Raw genomic sequence first — 16,652 nt, 5'->3', positions numbered from 1 at the left:
CGGCCCCCTTTATCTGCGATTACCGTCGCATCATCCCCGAACTCAGTCTGGCACACTTCAGCGGTTTGAAGCCCGGCGTCGGGGTATCCGGCCGCCGCCCGACACGAAGGAGGTTCTGGTCCATGCCAGATGTCTCGAACGCCGTACGGCGACGCCTGCACGAGCGCTTCGGCGCGCGCCTGGCGCTGACGCTGTTCGTCGCGGTCCCGGCCGCCGCGCTGGCCGGGCTGCTGGCGGTCGCGGTGGAGAGCGCGTGGGATCCGTTCCGGGAGCTCGATCAGAACACCGCTTCCGCTCTCCACGATCATGCGGCCGGTCATCCGCTGGTCATCAGGACCCTGTTGTGGATCTCGGACTACGGGGGGCCGACGCCGTCGCGCGTTCTGATCGCGGTCCTCGCCGTGGTGCTGTGGGTGCGGGGGGCGCGGCGGCTGGCGGTGTGGGCGGTCTCGACGATGGTCGCCGGGGCCGTGCTGGACACCGGGCTGAAGACGCTGGTCGATCGGGCCCGGCCGCATCTGCCGAATCCCTTCGCGCATGCGCCGGGTGCGTCCTTCCCCTCCGGGCACGCCATGGCGTCCGCGCTGGCCGGCGGGATCGTCGTCCTGGTCGTGCTGCCGCTGGTGGGGCGGGTCGGCAAGGTCGTGGCGTGGACGGTCGCGGCGCTCGCCGTGTTCGCGGTCGGGTACAGCCGGGTGGCGCTGGGCGTGCACTGGGTCACCGATGTCGTGGGGGCGTGGTTGTTGGCCGTGGCGCTGTTGGCGGCGTCGGTGTCGGCGTTCCAGACGTGGCGGGTCGAGCACGGGTTGCGGCCGGCGCGTCCGCTGGCCGAGGGCGTGGAGCCCGAGGAGCCGCAAGAGCTCGGTGGAGGCGGGGCATGACCGCGTCGGCGACCGGAGCCGCGCCGTCGCGCGGCCTGCGCGGTGCCGGGCTGCGGCTGGTGCTCGGAGCGGTGGTGGTCTTCGCGGTGCTGGCCGCCGCCGGCTGGCTGGTCACCGGGCCGCTGGCGCACACGTGGCCGTTGAGCGTCGAGGACGGGGTGAACCGTGCCCTGGCCCGGCACCGGACTCCCGCGATGAACGACGTATCAGGGTTCTTCTCAACGGTCGCCAACACGCCCTCGGCCATCGCCCTGAGCGTGGTGGCGTTCACCGCGATCAGGGTCCTGACTCACCGCTGGGTCGAGGCGGTGTTCGTGGCGACCGTGCTGCTGACGGAGCTCAGCGTCTTCCTGGTGACCACGATGGTGGTCGATCGGGCCCGACCGGCGGTTCCGCACTTGGACACCGCCCCGCCGACCTCCAGCTTCCCGTCCGGCCACACGGCCGCGGCCACGGCGCTGTACGCGGCGGTGGCGCTGGTGGCGTGGCGGCACGGGACCGGCTGGCCGGTGTGGCTGCTGCTGGCCGTGCCCTGCGCGGTGGGCCTGTCGCGGCTGTACCGGGGCATGCACCACCCCAGCGATGTCATCGCGGGGGCGGTGCTGGGGACGTTGTGTGTGCTGCTGGCCAAGCGTGTCGTCCTGGCCGAACCGGTCCGGCCAGCTCGGCCAGCTCGACCGGCACCGCCGGTCAGGCGTCGGGGTCGGCGGTGATCGGCGCGCGGTACCCCGCCCCGGCCCGGCAGCTCTCCAGCTGCGCGGCGAACGCGATCCCGTAGAACAGCGCGATTGCGCTCAGGTTCGACCACAGCAGGAAGGCCAGCACAGCGGTCAGCGGACCGTAGGTGGTACCGAAGGTGTGGCTGCCCTCGACGTACCACGACAGCGCCGCGGTCAACGCCAGCCACACCACCAGCGAGACCGCGGCCCCGAACACGAGCCAGGTGACCGAGGGCTGCCGCCGCCGCGGCGCCTTGCGGAACAGGACCCCGGCGGAGACCAGGGCCAGCAGGGTGCCGGCCGGCCACCGGGCCAGGTTCCAGACGCGCAGGACGCCGGGCGACCAGTGGTAGGCGTCGCTCAGCGAACTACCGAAGGACTCGCCGAAGACCAGCAGCGCGAGCCCAACCGCGATGGGCACCCCGGCCAGCACCGCGCGCAGAAACGCGCCGCCGTACTTCGCGGGGAAGGGCCGGTCGCGCTGCATGCCGTAGATCCGGTTGGCGCCGCGCTCGACCTGGCCCATCGCCACGGTCAGGGACACCAGGGCCGCCGCCAGTCCCAGTCCCACCGCCGAGCGGCCGCCGTCCCCGGCGCCCCGCAAGGCTTGGCCGACGGCGGCCCGGCTCGCCGGCGGCGTGACCCGCTCGATGGTCTCCTGCAAGGCCTGGCCCCAGCGCGCGTCGTGCGCCGTCTGCGCCAGGCCCACCAAGGCGATCAGGCCGGGTATGGCGGTGAGCGCCATCTGCAGGCCCAGGGCGCGGGCATGGCTGAAGCCGTCGCCGTAGCGCAGCCGGACGAACGCGTCGCGCAGCAGTGTTCCGGTCCCGGTGCGGCGCAGGGTGCGCCAAGCGTCATCCGCAGACAAATGCTCGCCGGACATGGTCCGGGTCTGCGGCACTTTCGTCGTGGTCGACATGGGGGGCCGGATGTCCGCGACGCGCGTAATCATGCGCTGTTTGGGTCGGGCGCCGCGCGGCTAGAAGGGGGCGGTGAATCAGGTGGCGCTCGTGGTCCATGAAGGCAAGCTCGCGGCACTGCGCGGGGACGACCCGCGCGATCTGCTGCGGTGGGCACTGCGCGAGCGCGGCGATCCACCGCCGAAGGTGTACGCCACCACCAGCGACGACCCCGGAGGCCAAGCGGTGCGCACGGCGCTGGCCGACGGCGCGCGGCTCGTCGTGGTGTGCGGCGGCGACGGGACGGTGAGCGCCTGCGCGGCGGCCCTGGCCGGGACCGGGATACCGATGGCGGTGGTGCCGATCGGGACGGGGAATCTGGTGGCCCGCAACCTGGGCGTCCCGCGCGATCCGGCCGAGGCGGTGGCGGTCGCGGTCAACGGCGTCGACCAGGCCGTGGACGTGGGCCGGCTGGACGACGGGGTGATGGTCGGGATGGCGGGCGCCGGCCTGGACGCCGCGATGGTGCAGGACGCTCCCCACCGGCTGAAGCGCCGGATCGGCTGGCCGGCCTACGTGGTCTCGCTGGTCCGGCATCTGGCGGACCGGGGCTTCGCCGCGACGGTCGAGGTGGACGGCCACCTCACCCGGCACAAGCACATCCGCACCGTGGTCATCGGTAACGTCGGCGCGCTGCACGGCGGCATATCGCTGTTCCCGGACGCCCGACCCGACGACGGTGTGCTGGAGGTCGCGATCCTCGCCCCGCGCACGGTCCTGGGGTGGGCGTCGGTCGTCGTGCACCTGATGCGGGGGCAGGGCCGCTCGCCGGCCGTGGAGCAGCTCCGAGGCCGGCACATCGTGGTGCGCGCCCAGCGTCCACTGCGGCGGGAAGCCGATGGGGAACCGCTTGCGGACGCACCTGTGCTGGATGTCAGAGTCGCGCCAAAGGCTTTGCTGCTGCGGCTGAAAGAGCCGCTGGGCCCGTAGGAACTGGATGCTCCCCTTGGAACGTCTTGCGATAGGCCTGCGGCGAGACACCGACTGCCGCGTGGAAGTGGCCCCGCAGCGAAGCCGAGCTTCCGAAACCGACGCTGCGGGCCAGGCGGTCGATGGGCAGGTCGCTGGTTTCCAACAGGTGCCGGGCGTACTCGACGCGCTGCTGGATGAGCCAGTCGACAGGGGTCATGCCGACCTCTTGGCGGAAGCGGCGAGTCAGGGTACGAACACTCATGCCCGCGTGGCGCGCCAGCTCGTCCAGCGGTAGCGGCTGGTCCAGGCGCTGCATGGCCCAGGCGCGGGTGCCAGAGGTCGAGGCATCAGTCGGACCGGGGACGGCGCGTTCGATGTACTGGGCCTGGCCGCCCTCGCGCCACGGCGGGACCACGCAGTGGCGAGCGGCCCGGTTGGCGACCGCGCTGCCGTGGTCGCGCCGGATGAGGTGCAGGCACAGGTCGACACCAGCGGCCACGCCCGCCGAGGTGAGGACGTCGCCGTCGTCGACGAACAGCACATCGGCGTCCCAGTCGACGGCGGGGAACAGCCGGCGGCAGGCCTCGGCCTCCTCCCAGTGCGTGGTCGCCGGGCGGCCGTCGAGCAGACCGGCCGCCGCCAGCAAGACGGCGGCGGTGCAGATGGACACGACGCGGGTTCCCGGGCGCAGGGCCGCGAAGACGCCGACCGGCAGCGCCGGGTCGCTCCCGCCGGGACCGCCGGGGCCCGCGGGCTCCCAGGCGAACGGCGGCACCACCAGGGTGTCGGCGGTGGTCAGTGCCTCGATGCCGTGTCCGACGCAGACGGTGAAGTCGGCGGCGGTGGTGACCGGACCGCCGTCGGGCGAGCACGTGACGACCTCGTACAGCCGCGCGCCGTCGGGACCGCGGGCGGAGCCGAAGACGCGGGCCGGGATGCCGAGTTCGAACGGGAACACCTGCGGGAGGGCAAGCACGACGACGCGGTGGGGGTTCGGGGCTGGCGTCCGGGCAACGGGCATGGCCAAATCTTTGCGCACATCGTCGCTTCGGACACTTTCAGGGCTCCGGCCGCGGCCTCGAAAATGGTCTTGAAAGCAGCTCTGACCTCGTCAAGAAGAAGGAATACAGCGATGCGCGCGATCAGTCAGGAAGTCCTGGGCGGCCCCGAAGTCCTGTCCGTCGTCGAACGGCCGCTGCCGGCGCTCGGGCCGACCGACGTCCTGGTGCGGGTGCACGCCGCCGGGGTGAACCCGACCGACTGGTTGCACCGGAACACCGGCCTGTATCTGGGCCGGCCGCCGTTCGTGGTCGGGTGGGACGTCTCCGGCGTGGTGGAGGCGGTCGGGGTCGGCGTCACGATCTACGAACCGGGCGACGAAGTCTTCGGCATGCTCGACTATCCGCGCGGCGCCGGCGGCTACGCCGAGTACGCCGCGGCTCCGGCGCGGAACCTCGTGCACAAGCCGGAGGGCCTCGACCACGTCCACGCGGCGGCGCTGCCGGTGGTCGCGCTCACGGCGTGGCAGGCGCTGGTCGACACCGCCGATGTCCAGCCCGGTCACCGTGTGTTGATTCACGCCGCGGCCGGCGGGGTGGGCCACGTCGCCGTGCAGATCGCCAAAGCGCGGGGCGCGTATGTGATCGGCACGGCCAGCGCCGGCAAGCACGAGTTCGTCCGCGGCCTGGGTGCCGACGAGGTGATCGACTACACCACGACCGACTTCGCCGAGACCGTCCGGGACGTCGACATGGTCTTCGACGCGGTCGGCGGCGACTACAGCCTGCGTTCGCTGCGCACGATGCGGCGCGGCGGCACCCTCGTCGCCATCGTGTTCGCGAAGCGGGAGCAGGTGGTGGCGCAGGCGAAGGACTACGGCGTGCGCGTGAAGCACCTGACCGTCGAGGCCGACCAGGCCGGGATGGCGGCGATCGCAGGGCTCGTCGAACAGGGCCGGCTGCGGGTCCACGTGGACGCCGTGCTGCCGCTGGAGCAGGCCGACGAGGCGCAGCGGCGGGGCGCGACCGGACGGACGACCGGCAAGCTGGTGCTGTCTGTTCGCTCCGGCGTTTGAAGTCCCGCGCTTTGGTCACACGGTATCCCGACTCAGGGAGGCGTCATGATCATCGGTGCACTGGTGGCGATCGTCGTCATCGCAGGCCTCGTCATCGCCGCGGCCGTGGAGTACGACCGGCGCCGGAAGCGTGCCGCTTTCGGCCCGGAATACGAGGCTCTCGTCGAGCAGGAGGGCAGCCGCCGGGCCGCCGACAAGGAGTTGGGCCGGCGTCGGCGCGCCTATGCGAACCTCGCACTGAGGCCGCTGGCCGCCCAGGAGCGTGACCGGTACGCGCAGGACTGGCGGCAGGCGCAGGAATCGTTCGTCGACGATCCCGCCGCCGCGTTGAACGAGGCCGAGGCGCTGGTGGTCCGCCTGGCCCGGTTCCGGGGCTACCCGGGCGGCGACGGCGAGGCTCTGCTCGAACTGCTCTCCGTCCCGCACGCGGCTTCTGTCTCGGGCTACCGCGAGGCGATCCAGGTGCGGCAGGCGACGGAGACGGATGTCCGGAGCACGTCCACCGAGGACATGCGCCAGGCGTTCCAGAAGTACGCCGCGCTCTTCGACGAGATGCTGGCCGCGGCCGGCCGGGACGAGGGACGGCAGGAGAGTCAGAGCTCGGATTCGGTATCGGAGACGGCGACCAACATGGAGGTGGCTCGATGAGTGAGGATGCTGCGGTGGACCGCGCCGGCACGAAGCATGCGGACATCGACGAAGAGGAATCCAGAGAGCCCGCATTCGCCGAAGCCGAAGCCCACGAGGGCGCCGACGCCGACGAGGAGAAGGAGGAGGCGGCGCCGGCCGAGAACGGGTTCCGCACGGTCACCTACACCTCGCCCGGATTCGACAGCGGTGCGGAAGACCGGGAAGACGCGGAAGACACGGTTACCGGCTCCGACACCGAGGCCCGGGCTGAGGCTGAAGCTGAGGCGCACGGCGAGGCCCAGGCCCGCGCTGAAGCCGATGCCCAGGCCGCAACCCTGGCCGGCGCTGAAGCCGATGCTCAGGACCAGGCCGAGACCGAGGCCGAGCCCGGCTTCGACACCGCGGCCGAGCCCGGCTTCGACACGGCGGTCCAGACCGAATCCGCCGCCATCGCTGCGACCGCTACCACCGCCGCCCCAGCCGCGGACACCCTCGCCGAACCACTGATGGGGTTGACCTCCGCCGAGGCCTTCATCGACCGCTGGTCCTCGGTCCAGGTCACCTTCGTCGAGGACCCGCACCGCTCCGTCACGGAGGCCGACGCGCTCCTCACCGAAGTCCTCACCGCGTACCAGGACGCCGTCGAGCAGCGCCGCGCGCAGATCGCCGCCGCCGGGGCCGACGGGGCCGGGGACACCGAGGACCTGCGGCTGGCCCTGCTGGAGTACCGGACCATCATCACCGCGATGGTCGGCGGTTGACCGTCTCCGCCGCCGCCGGCACCAGGCTCGCCACGGCGCTCGGCGCGGGCCTGCTCGCCGGGGCCGTGGCGACGCTGTCGGGAGCGGGGCGCACAGCCCCGCTCATCGGCTGGGACGTGCTGGCGCTCGTCTTCGGAATCTGGACGTGGCAGGTGGTGTGGCCGCTGGGCCCGGCTCAGACCCGGGCCCACGCGCAGGACGAGAACCCCAGCCGCGACCTGGCCGACGCCCTGTTGATCGGGGTGGCCGTGGCCAGCCTGGCGGCGGTCGGCATCGTCTTGTTCGGGGCCTCGCACGCCCCCGGGAACGACCGCTACGTCCAAGCCGCCTTGGCGGTCTTCTCGGTCTTCGTCTCTTGGGCGCTGGTCCACACCGTCTTCACCCTCAAGTACGCGCGGATGTACTACCAGGGCACCCCCGGCGGCATCGACTTCAACGAGACCGAGCCGCCGCAGTACAGCGACTTCGCCTATCTGGCGTTCACCATCGGGATGACTTTCCAAGTCTCCGACACCGATCTGCAGACCAAGGAGATCCGCCGCGCGGCCCTGCGCCACGCCTGGATCTCGTTCCCGCTCGGTGCGGTCATCATCGCCACCTCGATCAACTTGGTGTCCGGGCTGGCCAAGTAGCGCCGGATCGGGGCGCGGCGCCGGTAAAATGGCCGGGTCTGTCTGCTCACTTTCTCCCCCGCCGCACGCAGGAGGTCCGTTGCCCGAGGGTGATTCGGTCTTCCGGACCGCCGCGCAGCTGCACGAGGCGCTGACCGGCGACGATCTGGTCCGCGCCGACCTGCGCGTCCCGGCCCTGGCCACCACCGATCTGGCCGGCCGCCGGGTGCTGGAGACCGTCGCTCGGGGCAAGCACCTGCTGACCAGGCTCGAGGGCGGGCTGACGCTGCACACGCACCTGCGGATGGAGGGACGCTGGGCCGTCTACCGGGCCGGCGAGCGATGGAGCGGCGGTCCCGGATGGCAGATCCGCGCCGTGCTGGGCACCGCGCGCAGCACCGCCGTCGGCTACCGGCTGCCGGTCGTCGAACTGCTCGCCACCGCCGAGGAGGCGAGCGCCGTCGGCCATCTGGGCCCGGACCTGCTCGGCCCGGACTGGGACCCCGCCGAGGCGCTGCGGCGGCTGACCGCCGATCCCTCCGTGCCGCTGGGTCTGGCCCTGCTGGACCAGCGGAATCTGGCCGGCGTGGGGAACGTCTACGCCAACGAGCTCAGCTTCCTGGCCCGCGTCCCGCCGTGGCGACCGGTCGGAGAGGTCCCCGGCCTGGAAAAGGTCGTGGACACCGCGCACCGGCTGTTGACGCTCAACCGGCTGCGCCACGGACACGTCACGACCGGGGACACCCGCGCCGACCGCCGGAACTGGGTCTACGGCCGGGCCCGGCAGCCGTGCCGGCGGTGCGGGACGCGGATCCTCACCTCAAGCCTCGGGACGCCGCCGCAGGATCGGGTCGTGTACTGGTGTCCCAGTTGTCAGCCGGAGCGGTAGGCGCGGCGCAGCGACCGTCAGGACAACTCGTCATCGCTGGCGTGGGTGAGGTCAGGTGTCGCCAGACGTTCCCGGAGCCTGACCGCCTCCGCGCCGCCCATCTGGTCGCAGATGACCAGCGCCTCCTCATACAGTGAGCGCGCCTCGGGCATCTTTCCTGTGGCCTTGCGTACCGAGGCGATTCCGCACAGAGCCTCGGCCTGACCGTGGAGGTCGTTGCTGGACCGGCCGAGCTCGAGGTACCGGCGGTACGCCCGCTCGGCCTCCTCGTACTCACCCAGCGCGATGTGGGTGAACCCGATATTGCCCATGACGAGCCCCAGGCTGATCTCGTCGCCCGGCGCCCGGTACAGCTCCACGGCTTCGAGCAAGCGGTCCCGCGCGTCGGCCGGCCGCTTCAGCATCAACAGGCAGCTGCTCGAGTTCTGCATGGCGCTCCGCTCGACGTGCACGTCCCCGAGGCCGCGTCCGATGTCGACGGCGCGATCGGCCGCGGCCAGGCCCAGCTCGGCCCGGCCGGACCTGGAGTAAATGGCGACGAGGTTGGACAGGACGCTGGCCTCGGTCCGCTGTTCCCCGAGCTGGCGCGCCAGCTCGAGGGCCTGTTCCAAGTACGACTCGGCGGCGGCCAGATCGCCCAGCCGCTCGGCCGAGATACCGAGACCGCTCAACAGTTTCATCTGCGCGGCCGTATCCCCGACCTGCTGAGCGCAGTCCAGGCCGCGGAGGTGCAGCCGTTCCCACTCGCGCCAGTTCGCGCTCACGCCCAGGAACGTCGACACGGTGAGCGGCAACCGCCAACCCAGGACCGCCGTGTTCCTCGCGGCGGCATGGTCTGTGACCGCCACGAGGTTCGCCGATTCTCGCTCGCACCAGGCGGTCGCCGCGGCCGGGGAGCCGAAGTCGAGGGCCGCCAAGCGCGGAGCGGCGCCCCGGTACTCGGGCAGGGAACGGCCGGGCTTCATCGTCCGCCCGGCCGCGTCCATGGTCAGCATGTACCACGTCATGAGCTGGCGGAGGGCGTTGTCGTGCTCGTCGCCGGGCATGTCGTCGCGCGCCCGCTCGGCCGCGTAGGCGCGGAGCAGGTCGTGGAACTCGAAACGGTCGGCCACTCGCTGTTCCAGCAGATGCTCGTCCAGGAGCCGTTCCAGCATTGATGCGGCCTCGGCCACGGAGATCTCCGCCAGGGCGGCCGCGGTGTGGGCGGAGAAGTCCGGGCCCGGGTGCAGCCCCAGAATGCTGAAGAGCCGTTTTTCGGGCGGGTCGAGACCCTGGACGGAGAGGTCGAAGGCGGCCCGCGGACCGTGCTGCGCCTGGCCGAGCGCGGCCGTACCTCCGGCACGGAGCCTCGTCTCCAGGTGGGCCAGCGTCCAGGCCGGCCGAGACCGGAGCCGGGACGCGGCCAGCGCCACCGCGAGGGGCAGCCGGCCGCACGCCTCGACGATCGCGGCGGCAGCCGCCGGCTCGGCGTCGACGCGGTCGGCCCCGGCGACCCGTCGCAGCAGGCTGATTCCCTCGGCGGCGGTGAAGACGTCCAACAGATGGAGGTCGGCGTGTTCCAGACCGATGAGGGAGCGTCGAGAGGTGACCAGCACCAGACAGGTCGGCGAGGCCGGTATCAGGGGTCGGATCTGGTCTTCGTCGGCGGCGTTGTCGAGCACGACGATCGCGTGCCGTCCATGGATCCGGTCCCGGAACATCGTCGCGCGCTCGTTCTGGCCGGCCGGGATCTGTTGGGCGGGGACTCCCAGGGCGCGCAAGAACGTGTCCAAGACCTCTGCGGGATCGGCGGGACTGTGCTCGGCGTCGAAGCCACGGAGATTGACGAAGAGCTGAAGGTCCGCGTATCGACCCTCCTGCACCAGCAAGTGCGCGACGCGGACCGCCAACTGGGTCTTGCCGACTCCCCCCATTCCCTCGATGGCCGAGATGACGACGGTCGGTGCGGCGTTCGCGTCGTGTGCCGCGATAGCGTTCCGCAACTGTGCGAGTTCGGCGTCGCGGCCGGTGAAGGAGGCCAGATGCGCCGGCAGCTGACGGAGCACACCGACCGGACCGCCGGACTTCGCGGCCGCGTGGACCCGGATGCAGGCCGCCCGCCACCGGGCGACATCGGGCTCGGCCAAACCCAGAGCCCGCGTGATCGCCACGACGAGGTCCTGGTTCAGCCGCCGCCTCCTGGGCTGGAACATCTCGGCGAGTGTGGACTGCGACACCGTCTCGGGCGGCCGCAGCATCGAACCGGCCTTCTTCGCCAAAGCCCGATACGACGGTCCTCCCGCCCAGATCCGGAGCTCGTTCAGCAACACGGTGAACTCCGCGACATCGGCGGCCTTGGCCGGATCCGGTGGTGTCAGCCCCATGTGGTCCCTCTGCCATCCTTTGGTCGCCGATGTGACGTCGCGGCGAGTGTAGGTGATCGGCAGTGGCCGGGAAACGGGTGTTCCACCGGGCTTGACCCCGGCCGAGGACCAGCGCCGCCTGCCGCGCGCCTGTCACCGGCCTCGTCTACGGTCGAAGCCATGATCACCACGCTGGCCGTCGAGAACTACCGTTCGCTGCGCGACCTGTGCATCCCGGTCGGCCGGCTGACGGTGGTCACCGGGGCCAACGGCAGTGGCAAGTCCAGCCTGTACCGGGCCGTGCGGCTGCTGGCCGACGTCTCACGCAACGGCGCGGTGGCGGCGCTGGCCCGCGAAGGCGGGCTGCGGTCCACGCTGTGGGCGGGGCCGGAGCAGGGCACGAAGGCGGGCCGCAGGGCGCAGGGGACGGTGCGCACCGCGCCCGTCGGGCTGCGCCTCGGCTTCGGCGGCGAGGAGTTCGGCTACGCGATCGACCTCGGGCTGCCGATCCCGAGCGGGGAGCCCGAGGCCGCCAAGTTCGACCTGGATCCGGCGATCAAGACCGAGGCGGTGTGGAGCGGGCCGGTGCTGCGGCCGGCGGCCTCGCTCATCGAGCGGCACAACGACGTCGTCAGGATCCGCGGGGCCGACGGGAAGTGGGCTCCGAAGCCGTATCCGATCCAGCCGTTCGACAGCATGCTCAGCGAGTTCGCCGACCCCGAGGCCGCCCCCGAACTGTTCCGGGTGCGGGACCGGATCCGCTCGTGGCGGTTCTACGACCACTTCCGTACCGACGCCGACGCTCCGGCGCGGGCTCCGCAGGTCGGCACCCGGACCCCGGTGCTCGCGCACGACGGCGCCGACCTGGCCGCCGCGCTCCAGACCATCATCGCCACCGGCCCGCGCGAGGAGCTGGCCGAGGCGATCGACAGCGCGTTCCCGGGCAGCCGGCTCCAGATCCGGGTCGGGGCGGACGGCCGGTTCTCGCTCGAGCTGTGGCAGCACGGGCTGCTGCGGCCGCTCGGCGCGGCGGAGCTGTCCGACGGCACGCTGCGCTACCTGCTCCTGGTCGCCGCGCTGCTGACGCCGCGGCCCGCCGACCTGATGGTCCTGAACGAGCCGGAGACCAGCTTGCACCCGGACCTGCTGCGGCCGCTCGGCACGCTCATCGCGGCGGGGTCGGAGCGCAGCCAGATCATCGTGGTCTCGCACTCCGCCGGCCTGATCGAGGCCATCGGGCGCGCCGCGGCGGGGCTGCGGCGCGATGTGGACCTGGTCGAGCTGGAGAAGGTGAACGGCGAGACCGTGCTTCCCGGCCAGGGGCTGCTCGACTCGCCGCTGTGGTTCTGGCCGAAACGCTGAGGAAAGCCCGGACAACCTCAACGCGCGCCGGCCGGCCGTCAACCTCTGAGCGACTGAAGCGCATTTGCCCGGCCTGGTCGCGAAAACCGAGGACATCTCCGATTTGGAGTATGGACAGAACCTTTACCTTCAGCCACACTCCAATTCACAGTCTGATCAGACTCCTGACAATGCGACGTCCAAACCTCAGGACATCCTCACCTCTGCTAGGGCACAGCGCAGCGTGGCGCCGTGCCGAGCGGCGCCGCGGCATGGCAGCCACCGCCATCCCAAGGAGCCGAAGTTGCACATCCCCCATCCCTCACGCCTGGGCAGGGTGCTCGCCCTGGCCGCCGCACTGGCGTTAACGACCGGCGTCACCAGCGCCGCCGCGGACGTCGGCCGCGCGAACCCGGCGAAAGCGCCGGCCCCCGCCGCCAAGCCCGCGACCCTCACCGGGGCCAAGCCCGAGGCGCGGTCGGTCTGCCCGCCGGCGACCAAGGACGCCTTCACCTGCTTCGCGTTGCAGCGCACTGACATAGCCGGTGCCACCGGCCTGGTGCGCGCGAACACCGCGCCCGCCGGGTTCGGCCCGTCCGATCTGCTCAGCGCCTACAACCTGCCGGCCGACGGCGGCGCCGGGGCGACGGTCGCCATCGTCGACGCCTACGACGACCCGAACGCCGAGGCCGACCTGGGGCTGTACCGGACGCAGTTCGGCCTGCCGGCGTGCACCACCGCCAACGGCTGCTTCAAGAAGGTCGACCAGACCGGCGGCACCAGCTACCCGACCCCGGACGCCGGCTGGTCCGGGGAGATCTCGCTGGACCTGGACATGGTCAGCGCGATCGCGCCGCGGGCGCACATCATCCTGGTCGAGGCCGCGACCCCGAACTTCACCGACCTCGGCGCGAGCGTCGACGAGGCCGTGGCGCTGGGCGCCGGCTACGTGTCCAACTCCTACGGCTCGAACTACACCTCGACCCCGGGCAGCGGTGAGGACCCGTCCGAGGCCACGTCGATGGACCCGTACTACAACCACCCGGGTGTGGCGGTGATCGCCAGCTCCGGCGACGGCTCCTACGGCGTCGCCTACCCGGCGGCCTCGCAGTACGTCACCTCCGTCGGCGGCACCTCGCTGGTGAAGGACACCAGCGCGCGCGGCTGGTCGGAGTCGGTGTGGTCGAACTCCTACGGCGGCCCGGGCTCCGGCTGCTCGCTGTACGAGCCGAAGCCGAGCTTCCAGAAGGACACCGGCTGCACGATGCGCACGGTCGCGGACGTGTCCGCGGTCGCCGACCCGGCCACCGGGGTGTCGGTCTACGACACCTACCAGGCCACCGGCTGGCAGGTCTACGGCGGCACCAGCGTCTCCGCGCCGCTGATCTCCGGGGTCTACGCGGACGCCGGCGCACCGGGCGCCGGGACCTACCCCAACGCCTACCCCTACGCCAAGCCGTCCTCCCTCAACGACGTGACGCAGGGCTCGACGAGCACCTGCACCCCGTCGTACCTGTGCACCGCCGGTCCCGGCTACGACGGCCCGACCGGCCTGGGCACGCCCAACGGCCTGGCGGCGTTCAGCAGCGGCCCGCACGGCCTGGTCTCCGGCAAGGTCACCGACGGCACGAACCCGGTCGCCGGCGCCGAGATCTCGGCCGGGACGGCGAGCACGACGACCGCCGCGGACGGCAGCTACTCGCTGTCCGTGACCCCGGGCACCTACACGATCGGCGTCAGCGCCTTCGGCTACGCCGACCAGTCGGTGGACGGCGTGGTGGTCGCCGACGGCGCCACCGTCGCGGAGAACTTCACGCTCGCGGCCGTGGCCCGGGTGGCGGTGACCGGCAAGGTGACCGACGGCTCCGGCCAGGGATGGCCGCTGTACGCGACGATCTCGGTGGACGGCATGCCGGGCGGCCCGGTGTACACGAACCCGAAGACCGGGGCGTACTCGATCCAGCTGCCGGTGAACAAGACCTACCAGCTGCACACGACCGCCGCCTACCCCGGGTATCAGCCCACGGACACACCAGTGACGGTGGGCGTCTCGGCGGTGTCCCAGCCGATCTCGGTGAAGGTGGATCCCGCGACCTGCACGGCCGCCGGCTACCAGGTGGGCCACACCGGGCAGTACCAGACGTTCGACGGGACGACGGCCCCGGCCGGCTGGACCGTCACGGACAACACCGCCTCCGGCGGCTGGGAGTTCGACGACCCCGGCAAGCGCGGCAACCTCACCACCGGTGCCGGCGGCTTCGCGATCGTCGACAGCGACCACCTGGGCACCGGCAACTCGCAGGACACGTACCTGACCTCTCCGGTCGCCGACCTGTCCGGGGTCGCTACGCCGGAGCTGGACTTCGCGACGTACTACAAGCCCTACGGCAACTCCACGGCGACCGTCGAGGTCAGCGTGGACAACGGGGCGACCTGGTCGGCGGTGTGGTCGCAGAGCACCACGGCCGTCACCGGCACCAAGGTGAGCGTCCCGCTGCCGCAGGCGGTGGGCAAGACGCAGGTGCAGGTCCGGTTCCACTACACCGGCACCTGGGCCTACTACTGGGAGGTCGACAACGTCCTGATCGGCACGCCGACCTGCGACCCGGTGTCCGGCGGCCTGGTGATCGGCCAGGTCACCGACGCCAACACCAAGGGCCCGCTGGCCGGCGTGAGCGTGTCGGAGACCGCGGCGCCGACCGTCGGCGGGACCTCCGCGGCCACCGCGGACCCGGCGATGAAGGGCGCGTTCTACTGGTTCTTCTCGCCGACCACCGGCTCGGTGCCGCTGACCGCGGCCAAGGGCCACTACACCGCGGGCACCGCGACGGCCGCGATCGCCAAGTCCAAGGTCGTCGAGGCCGACTTCAGCCTCAAGGCCGGGCGGCTGGCGGTCACGCCGGGATCGGTGTCCAAGACCGTGGCGTGGGGCGGGAACGCCACCCAGACGGTCACGGTGAAGAACACCGGCACCGCGCCGGCGACGCTGAACGTCAGCGAGCAGCCCGGCGGGTTCGTGATGCAGGACGTCCCGGCGGCGCCGACGCAGATCGTGCCGGCCCACGTGACCACCGGCAGCGCGCTGGTGGCCTCGAAGAAGCCCGGCGCGGCGGCCGTGCACCCGACCGCGACCACCTCCGGTGACAACTGGCAGCCGCTGGCGAACTTCCCGACGCTGATCCAGGACAACATCGCCGACTTCGCCGGCGGCAAGCTCTACTCCGGGTTCGGCTTCGACGGCGCCAACGACTCCAGCAAGCTGTACTCCTTCGATCCGGTCTCGGGCGCGTGGACGACGCTGGCCTCGGCGACCGACACCCGCGAGTCGCCGGCGCACGGGTTCATCGGCGGCAAGCTGTACGTGGTCGGCGGGTGGGACACCTCCGGCAACCCCGACCCGAAGATGGAGGTCTACGACCCGGCGGCGAACCAGTGGAGCACGGGCCCGGCGGCCCCGACGCCGTACGCCGGCTCCGGCAGCGCGGTGATCGGCTCGACGCTGTACGTCGTCGGCGGCTGCACCTCCACCTGCGGCACCACCGACGTGTACGCGTTCGACGCCGGGGCCGGGACGTGGAGCAAGCTGGCCGCGTACCCGGAGTCCACGGCGTGGCTGTCCTGCGCGAACCTGGCGGGCAAGCTGGTCTGCGCCGGCGGGACCTCGGCGACCGCGGCGAGCCAGAGCACGTACAGCTACGACCCGGGAACCGGGGCCTGGACGAAGGCGGCGTCCGCGCCGGCGGCGTTCTGGGGCGCGGCCGGCACCGGCGCCAACGGCAAGCTGCTGGTGACCGGCGGTGTGCTGGCCGGCGGCCTGACCAACCAGTCCTGGGCCTACGACCCGGCGGCCGACGCCTGGTCGGCGCTGCCGAACTCCAACATCAGCGCCTACCGCTTCGCCGGCGCGCTGGGGTTCTACACGGTCGGCGGCGGCCAGGGAACGCTGACGCCGCCGGTGGCGACCACGCAGGTGCTGCCCGGCTACACCACCGGCCCGTCGACCGACGTGCCGTGGCTGTCGGAGAGCGCCACGACGCTGACCCTGGCGCCCGGCGCCTCGGGGACCTTCCAGGTCACCGTGGACGCCGGTGACGCCTCGATCACGCAGCCCGGGGCGTACACGGCGAGCCTGGGGCTCAGCTCCGACACGCCCTACCCGCTGACCGCGGTGCCGGTGACGATGACGGTGAAGCCCCCGACGACCTGGGGCAAGATCACCGGATCGGTGACCTACACCGACGCGAGCGGCGCGGCGGTCCCGCTGGCCGGGGCCACGGTCCAGATCGACACCTGGGCCACGCACTACACCCTGCACACCGACATCAACGGCGACTACTCGCTGTGGCTGGACTACCGGAACAACCCCCTGACGGTGATCGCCGCCAAGGACGGGTACCAGCCGCAGGTCAAGACGGTGACGATCAAGAAGGGGGCGACGAGCACGGCGAAGTTCGTGCTGTTGAAGGACTGATCGGCTGCTGATCGGCCCTGACCGGGCACTGATCGGGCACTGATCGGGCACTGATCGGGCAC

Annotated in this window: 13 protein-coding genes; 10 read left to right on the top strand and 3 right to left on the bottom strand. The window is 71.9% G+C overall.

Going from position 1 to position 16,652, the window contains the following annotated elements; genetic code table 11:
* Positions 1-122 precede the first annotated feature (122 nt).
* Both ABH926_RS29235 and ABH926_RS29230 read left to right on the top strand, forming a co-directional pair.
* Entirely contained in the window at positions 123-881 is a 759-nt protein-coding gene (locus ABH926_RS29235; protein WP_370369052.1) for a phosphatase PAP2 family protein, read from the top strand.
* Entirely contained in the window at positions 878-1,594 is a 717-nt protein-coding gene (locus tag ABH926_RS29230) for a phosphatase PAP2 family protein (protein ID WP_370369051.1), read from the top strand. Before ABH926_RS29235 ends, ABH926_RS29230 begins: the two co-directional genes overlap by 4 nt.
* On the opposite strand, the gene ABH926_RS29225 is transcribed toward ABH926_RS29230, so the two are convergent.
* The gene (locus ABH926_RS29225; RefSeq protein ID WP_370369050.1) at positions 1,572-2,519 is read right to left on the bottom strand and encodes a YihY/virulence factor BrkB family protein; all 948 of its coding nucleotides are present in this window, start codon (positions 2,517-2,519) and stop codon (positions 1,572-1,574) included. The two genes, ABH926_RS29230 and ABH926_RS29225, sit on opposite strands and share 23 nt — an antisense overlap.
* A gap of 73 nt (positions 2,520-2,592) precedes the next feature.
* On the opposite strand from ABH926_RS29225, the gene ABH926_RS29220 reads away from it, so the two are divergent.
* The gene (locus ABH926_RS29220) at positions 2,593-3,489 is read left to right on the top strand and encodes a diacylglycerol kinase family protein (RefSeq protein ID WP_370369049.1); all 897 of its coding nucleotides are present in this window, start codon (positions 2,593-2,595) and stop codon (positions 3,487-3,489) included.
* Here ABH926_RS29220 and ABH926_RS29215 read toward each other — a convergent pair.
* Entirely contained in the window at positions 3,434-4,492 is a 1,059-nt protein-coding gene (locus ABH926_RS29215) for a GlxA family transcriptional regulator (RefSeq protein ID WP_370369048.1), read from the bottom strand. The two genes, ABH926_RS29220 and ABH926_RS29215, sit on opposite strands and share 56 nt — an antisense overlap.
* A gap of 111 nt (positions 4,493-4,603) precedes the next feature.
* On the opposite strand from ABH926_RS29215, the gene ABH926_RS29210 reads away from it, so the two are divergent.
* The 5 genes from ABH926_RS29210 (at position 4,604) to ABH926_RS29190 (ending at position 8,436) form a co-directional block, all read left to right on the top strand.
* Positions 4,604-5,545 carry an NADP-dependent oxidoreductase gene (locus ABH926_RS29210; protein ID WP_370369047.1) on the top strand — a complete coding sequence of 314 codons (942 nt, stop codon included), beginning with the start codon at positions 4,604-4,606 and terminating at the stop codon, positions 5,543-5,545.
* Positions 5,546-5,590: 45 nt separating this feature from the next.
* Positions 5,591-6,193, top strand: a complete 603-nt coding sequence (locus ABH926_RS29205) for a hypothetical protein (protein WP_370369046.1) — start codon at positions 5,591-5,593, stop codon at positions 6,191-6,193.
* Positions 6,190-6,936, top strand: a complete 747-nt coding sequence (locus tag ABH926_RS29200; protein WP_370369045.1) for a hypothetical protein — start codon at positions 6,190-6,192, stop codon at positions 6,934-6,936. The genes ABH926_RS29205 and ABH926_RS29200 overlap by 4 nt, the downstream gene beginning before the upstream one ends.
* Positions 6,933-7,568, top strand: a complete 636-nt coding sequence (locus tag ABH926_RS29195) for a DUF1345 domain-containing protein (protein WP_370369044.1) — start codon at positions 6,933-6,935, stop codon at positions 7,566-7,568. The genes ABH926_RS29200 and ABH926_RS29195 overlap by 4 nt, the downstream gene beginning before the upstream one ends.
* Before the next feature lie 79 nt (positions 7,569-7,647).
* Positions 7,648-8,436, top strand: a complete 789-nt coding sequence (locus tag ABH926_RS29190; RefSeq protein WP_370369043.1) for a DNA-formamidopyrimidine glycosylase family protein — start codon at positions 7,648-7,650, stop codon at positions 8,434-8,436.
* 17 nt (positions 8,437-8,453) lie between these two features.
* Here ABH926_RS29190 and ABH926_RS29185 read toward each other — a convergent pair whose 3' ends face one another.
* Positions 8,454-10,799: a tetratricopeptide repeat protein gene (locus ABH926_RS29185; protein WP_370369042.1), complete on the bottom strand. Its 2,346-nt coding sequence runs from the start codon at positions 10,797-10,799 to the stop codon at positions 8,454-8,456.
* A 159-nt stretch (positions 10,800-10,958) separates the two neighbouring features.
* Here ABH926_RS29185 and ABH926_RS29180 point away from each other — a divergent pair, with 159 nt between their 5' ends.
* Positions 10,959-12,140, top strand: a complete 1,182-nt coding sequence (locus tag ABH926_RS29180; protein WP_370369041.1) for an AAA family ATPase — start codon at positions 10,959-10,961, stop codon at positions 12,138-12,140.
* Positions 12,141-12,423: 283 nt separating this feature from the next.
* Complete coding sequence (locus ABH926_RS29175) at positions 12,424-16,590, top strand: carboxypeptidase regulatory-like domain-containing protein (RefSeq protein ID WP_370369040.1); 4,167 nt, start codon at positions 12,424-12,426, stop codon at positions 16,588-16,590.
* The last annotated feature ends 62 nt before the right edge of the window (positions 16,591-16,652 follow it).

Origin of the sequence: Catenulispora sp. GP43 (assembly GCF_041260665.1) — a bacterium.
GTDB lineage: Bacteria > Actinomycetota > Actinomycetes > Streptomycetales > Catenulisporaceae > Catenulispora.
The sequence above is the reverse complement of the archived record's forward strand: the minus strand, read 5'-3'. Positions and strand labels throughout refer to the sequence as shown.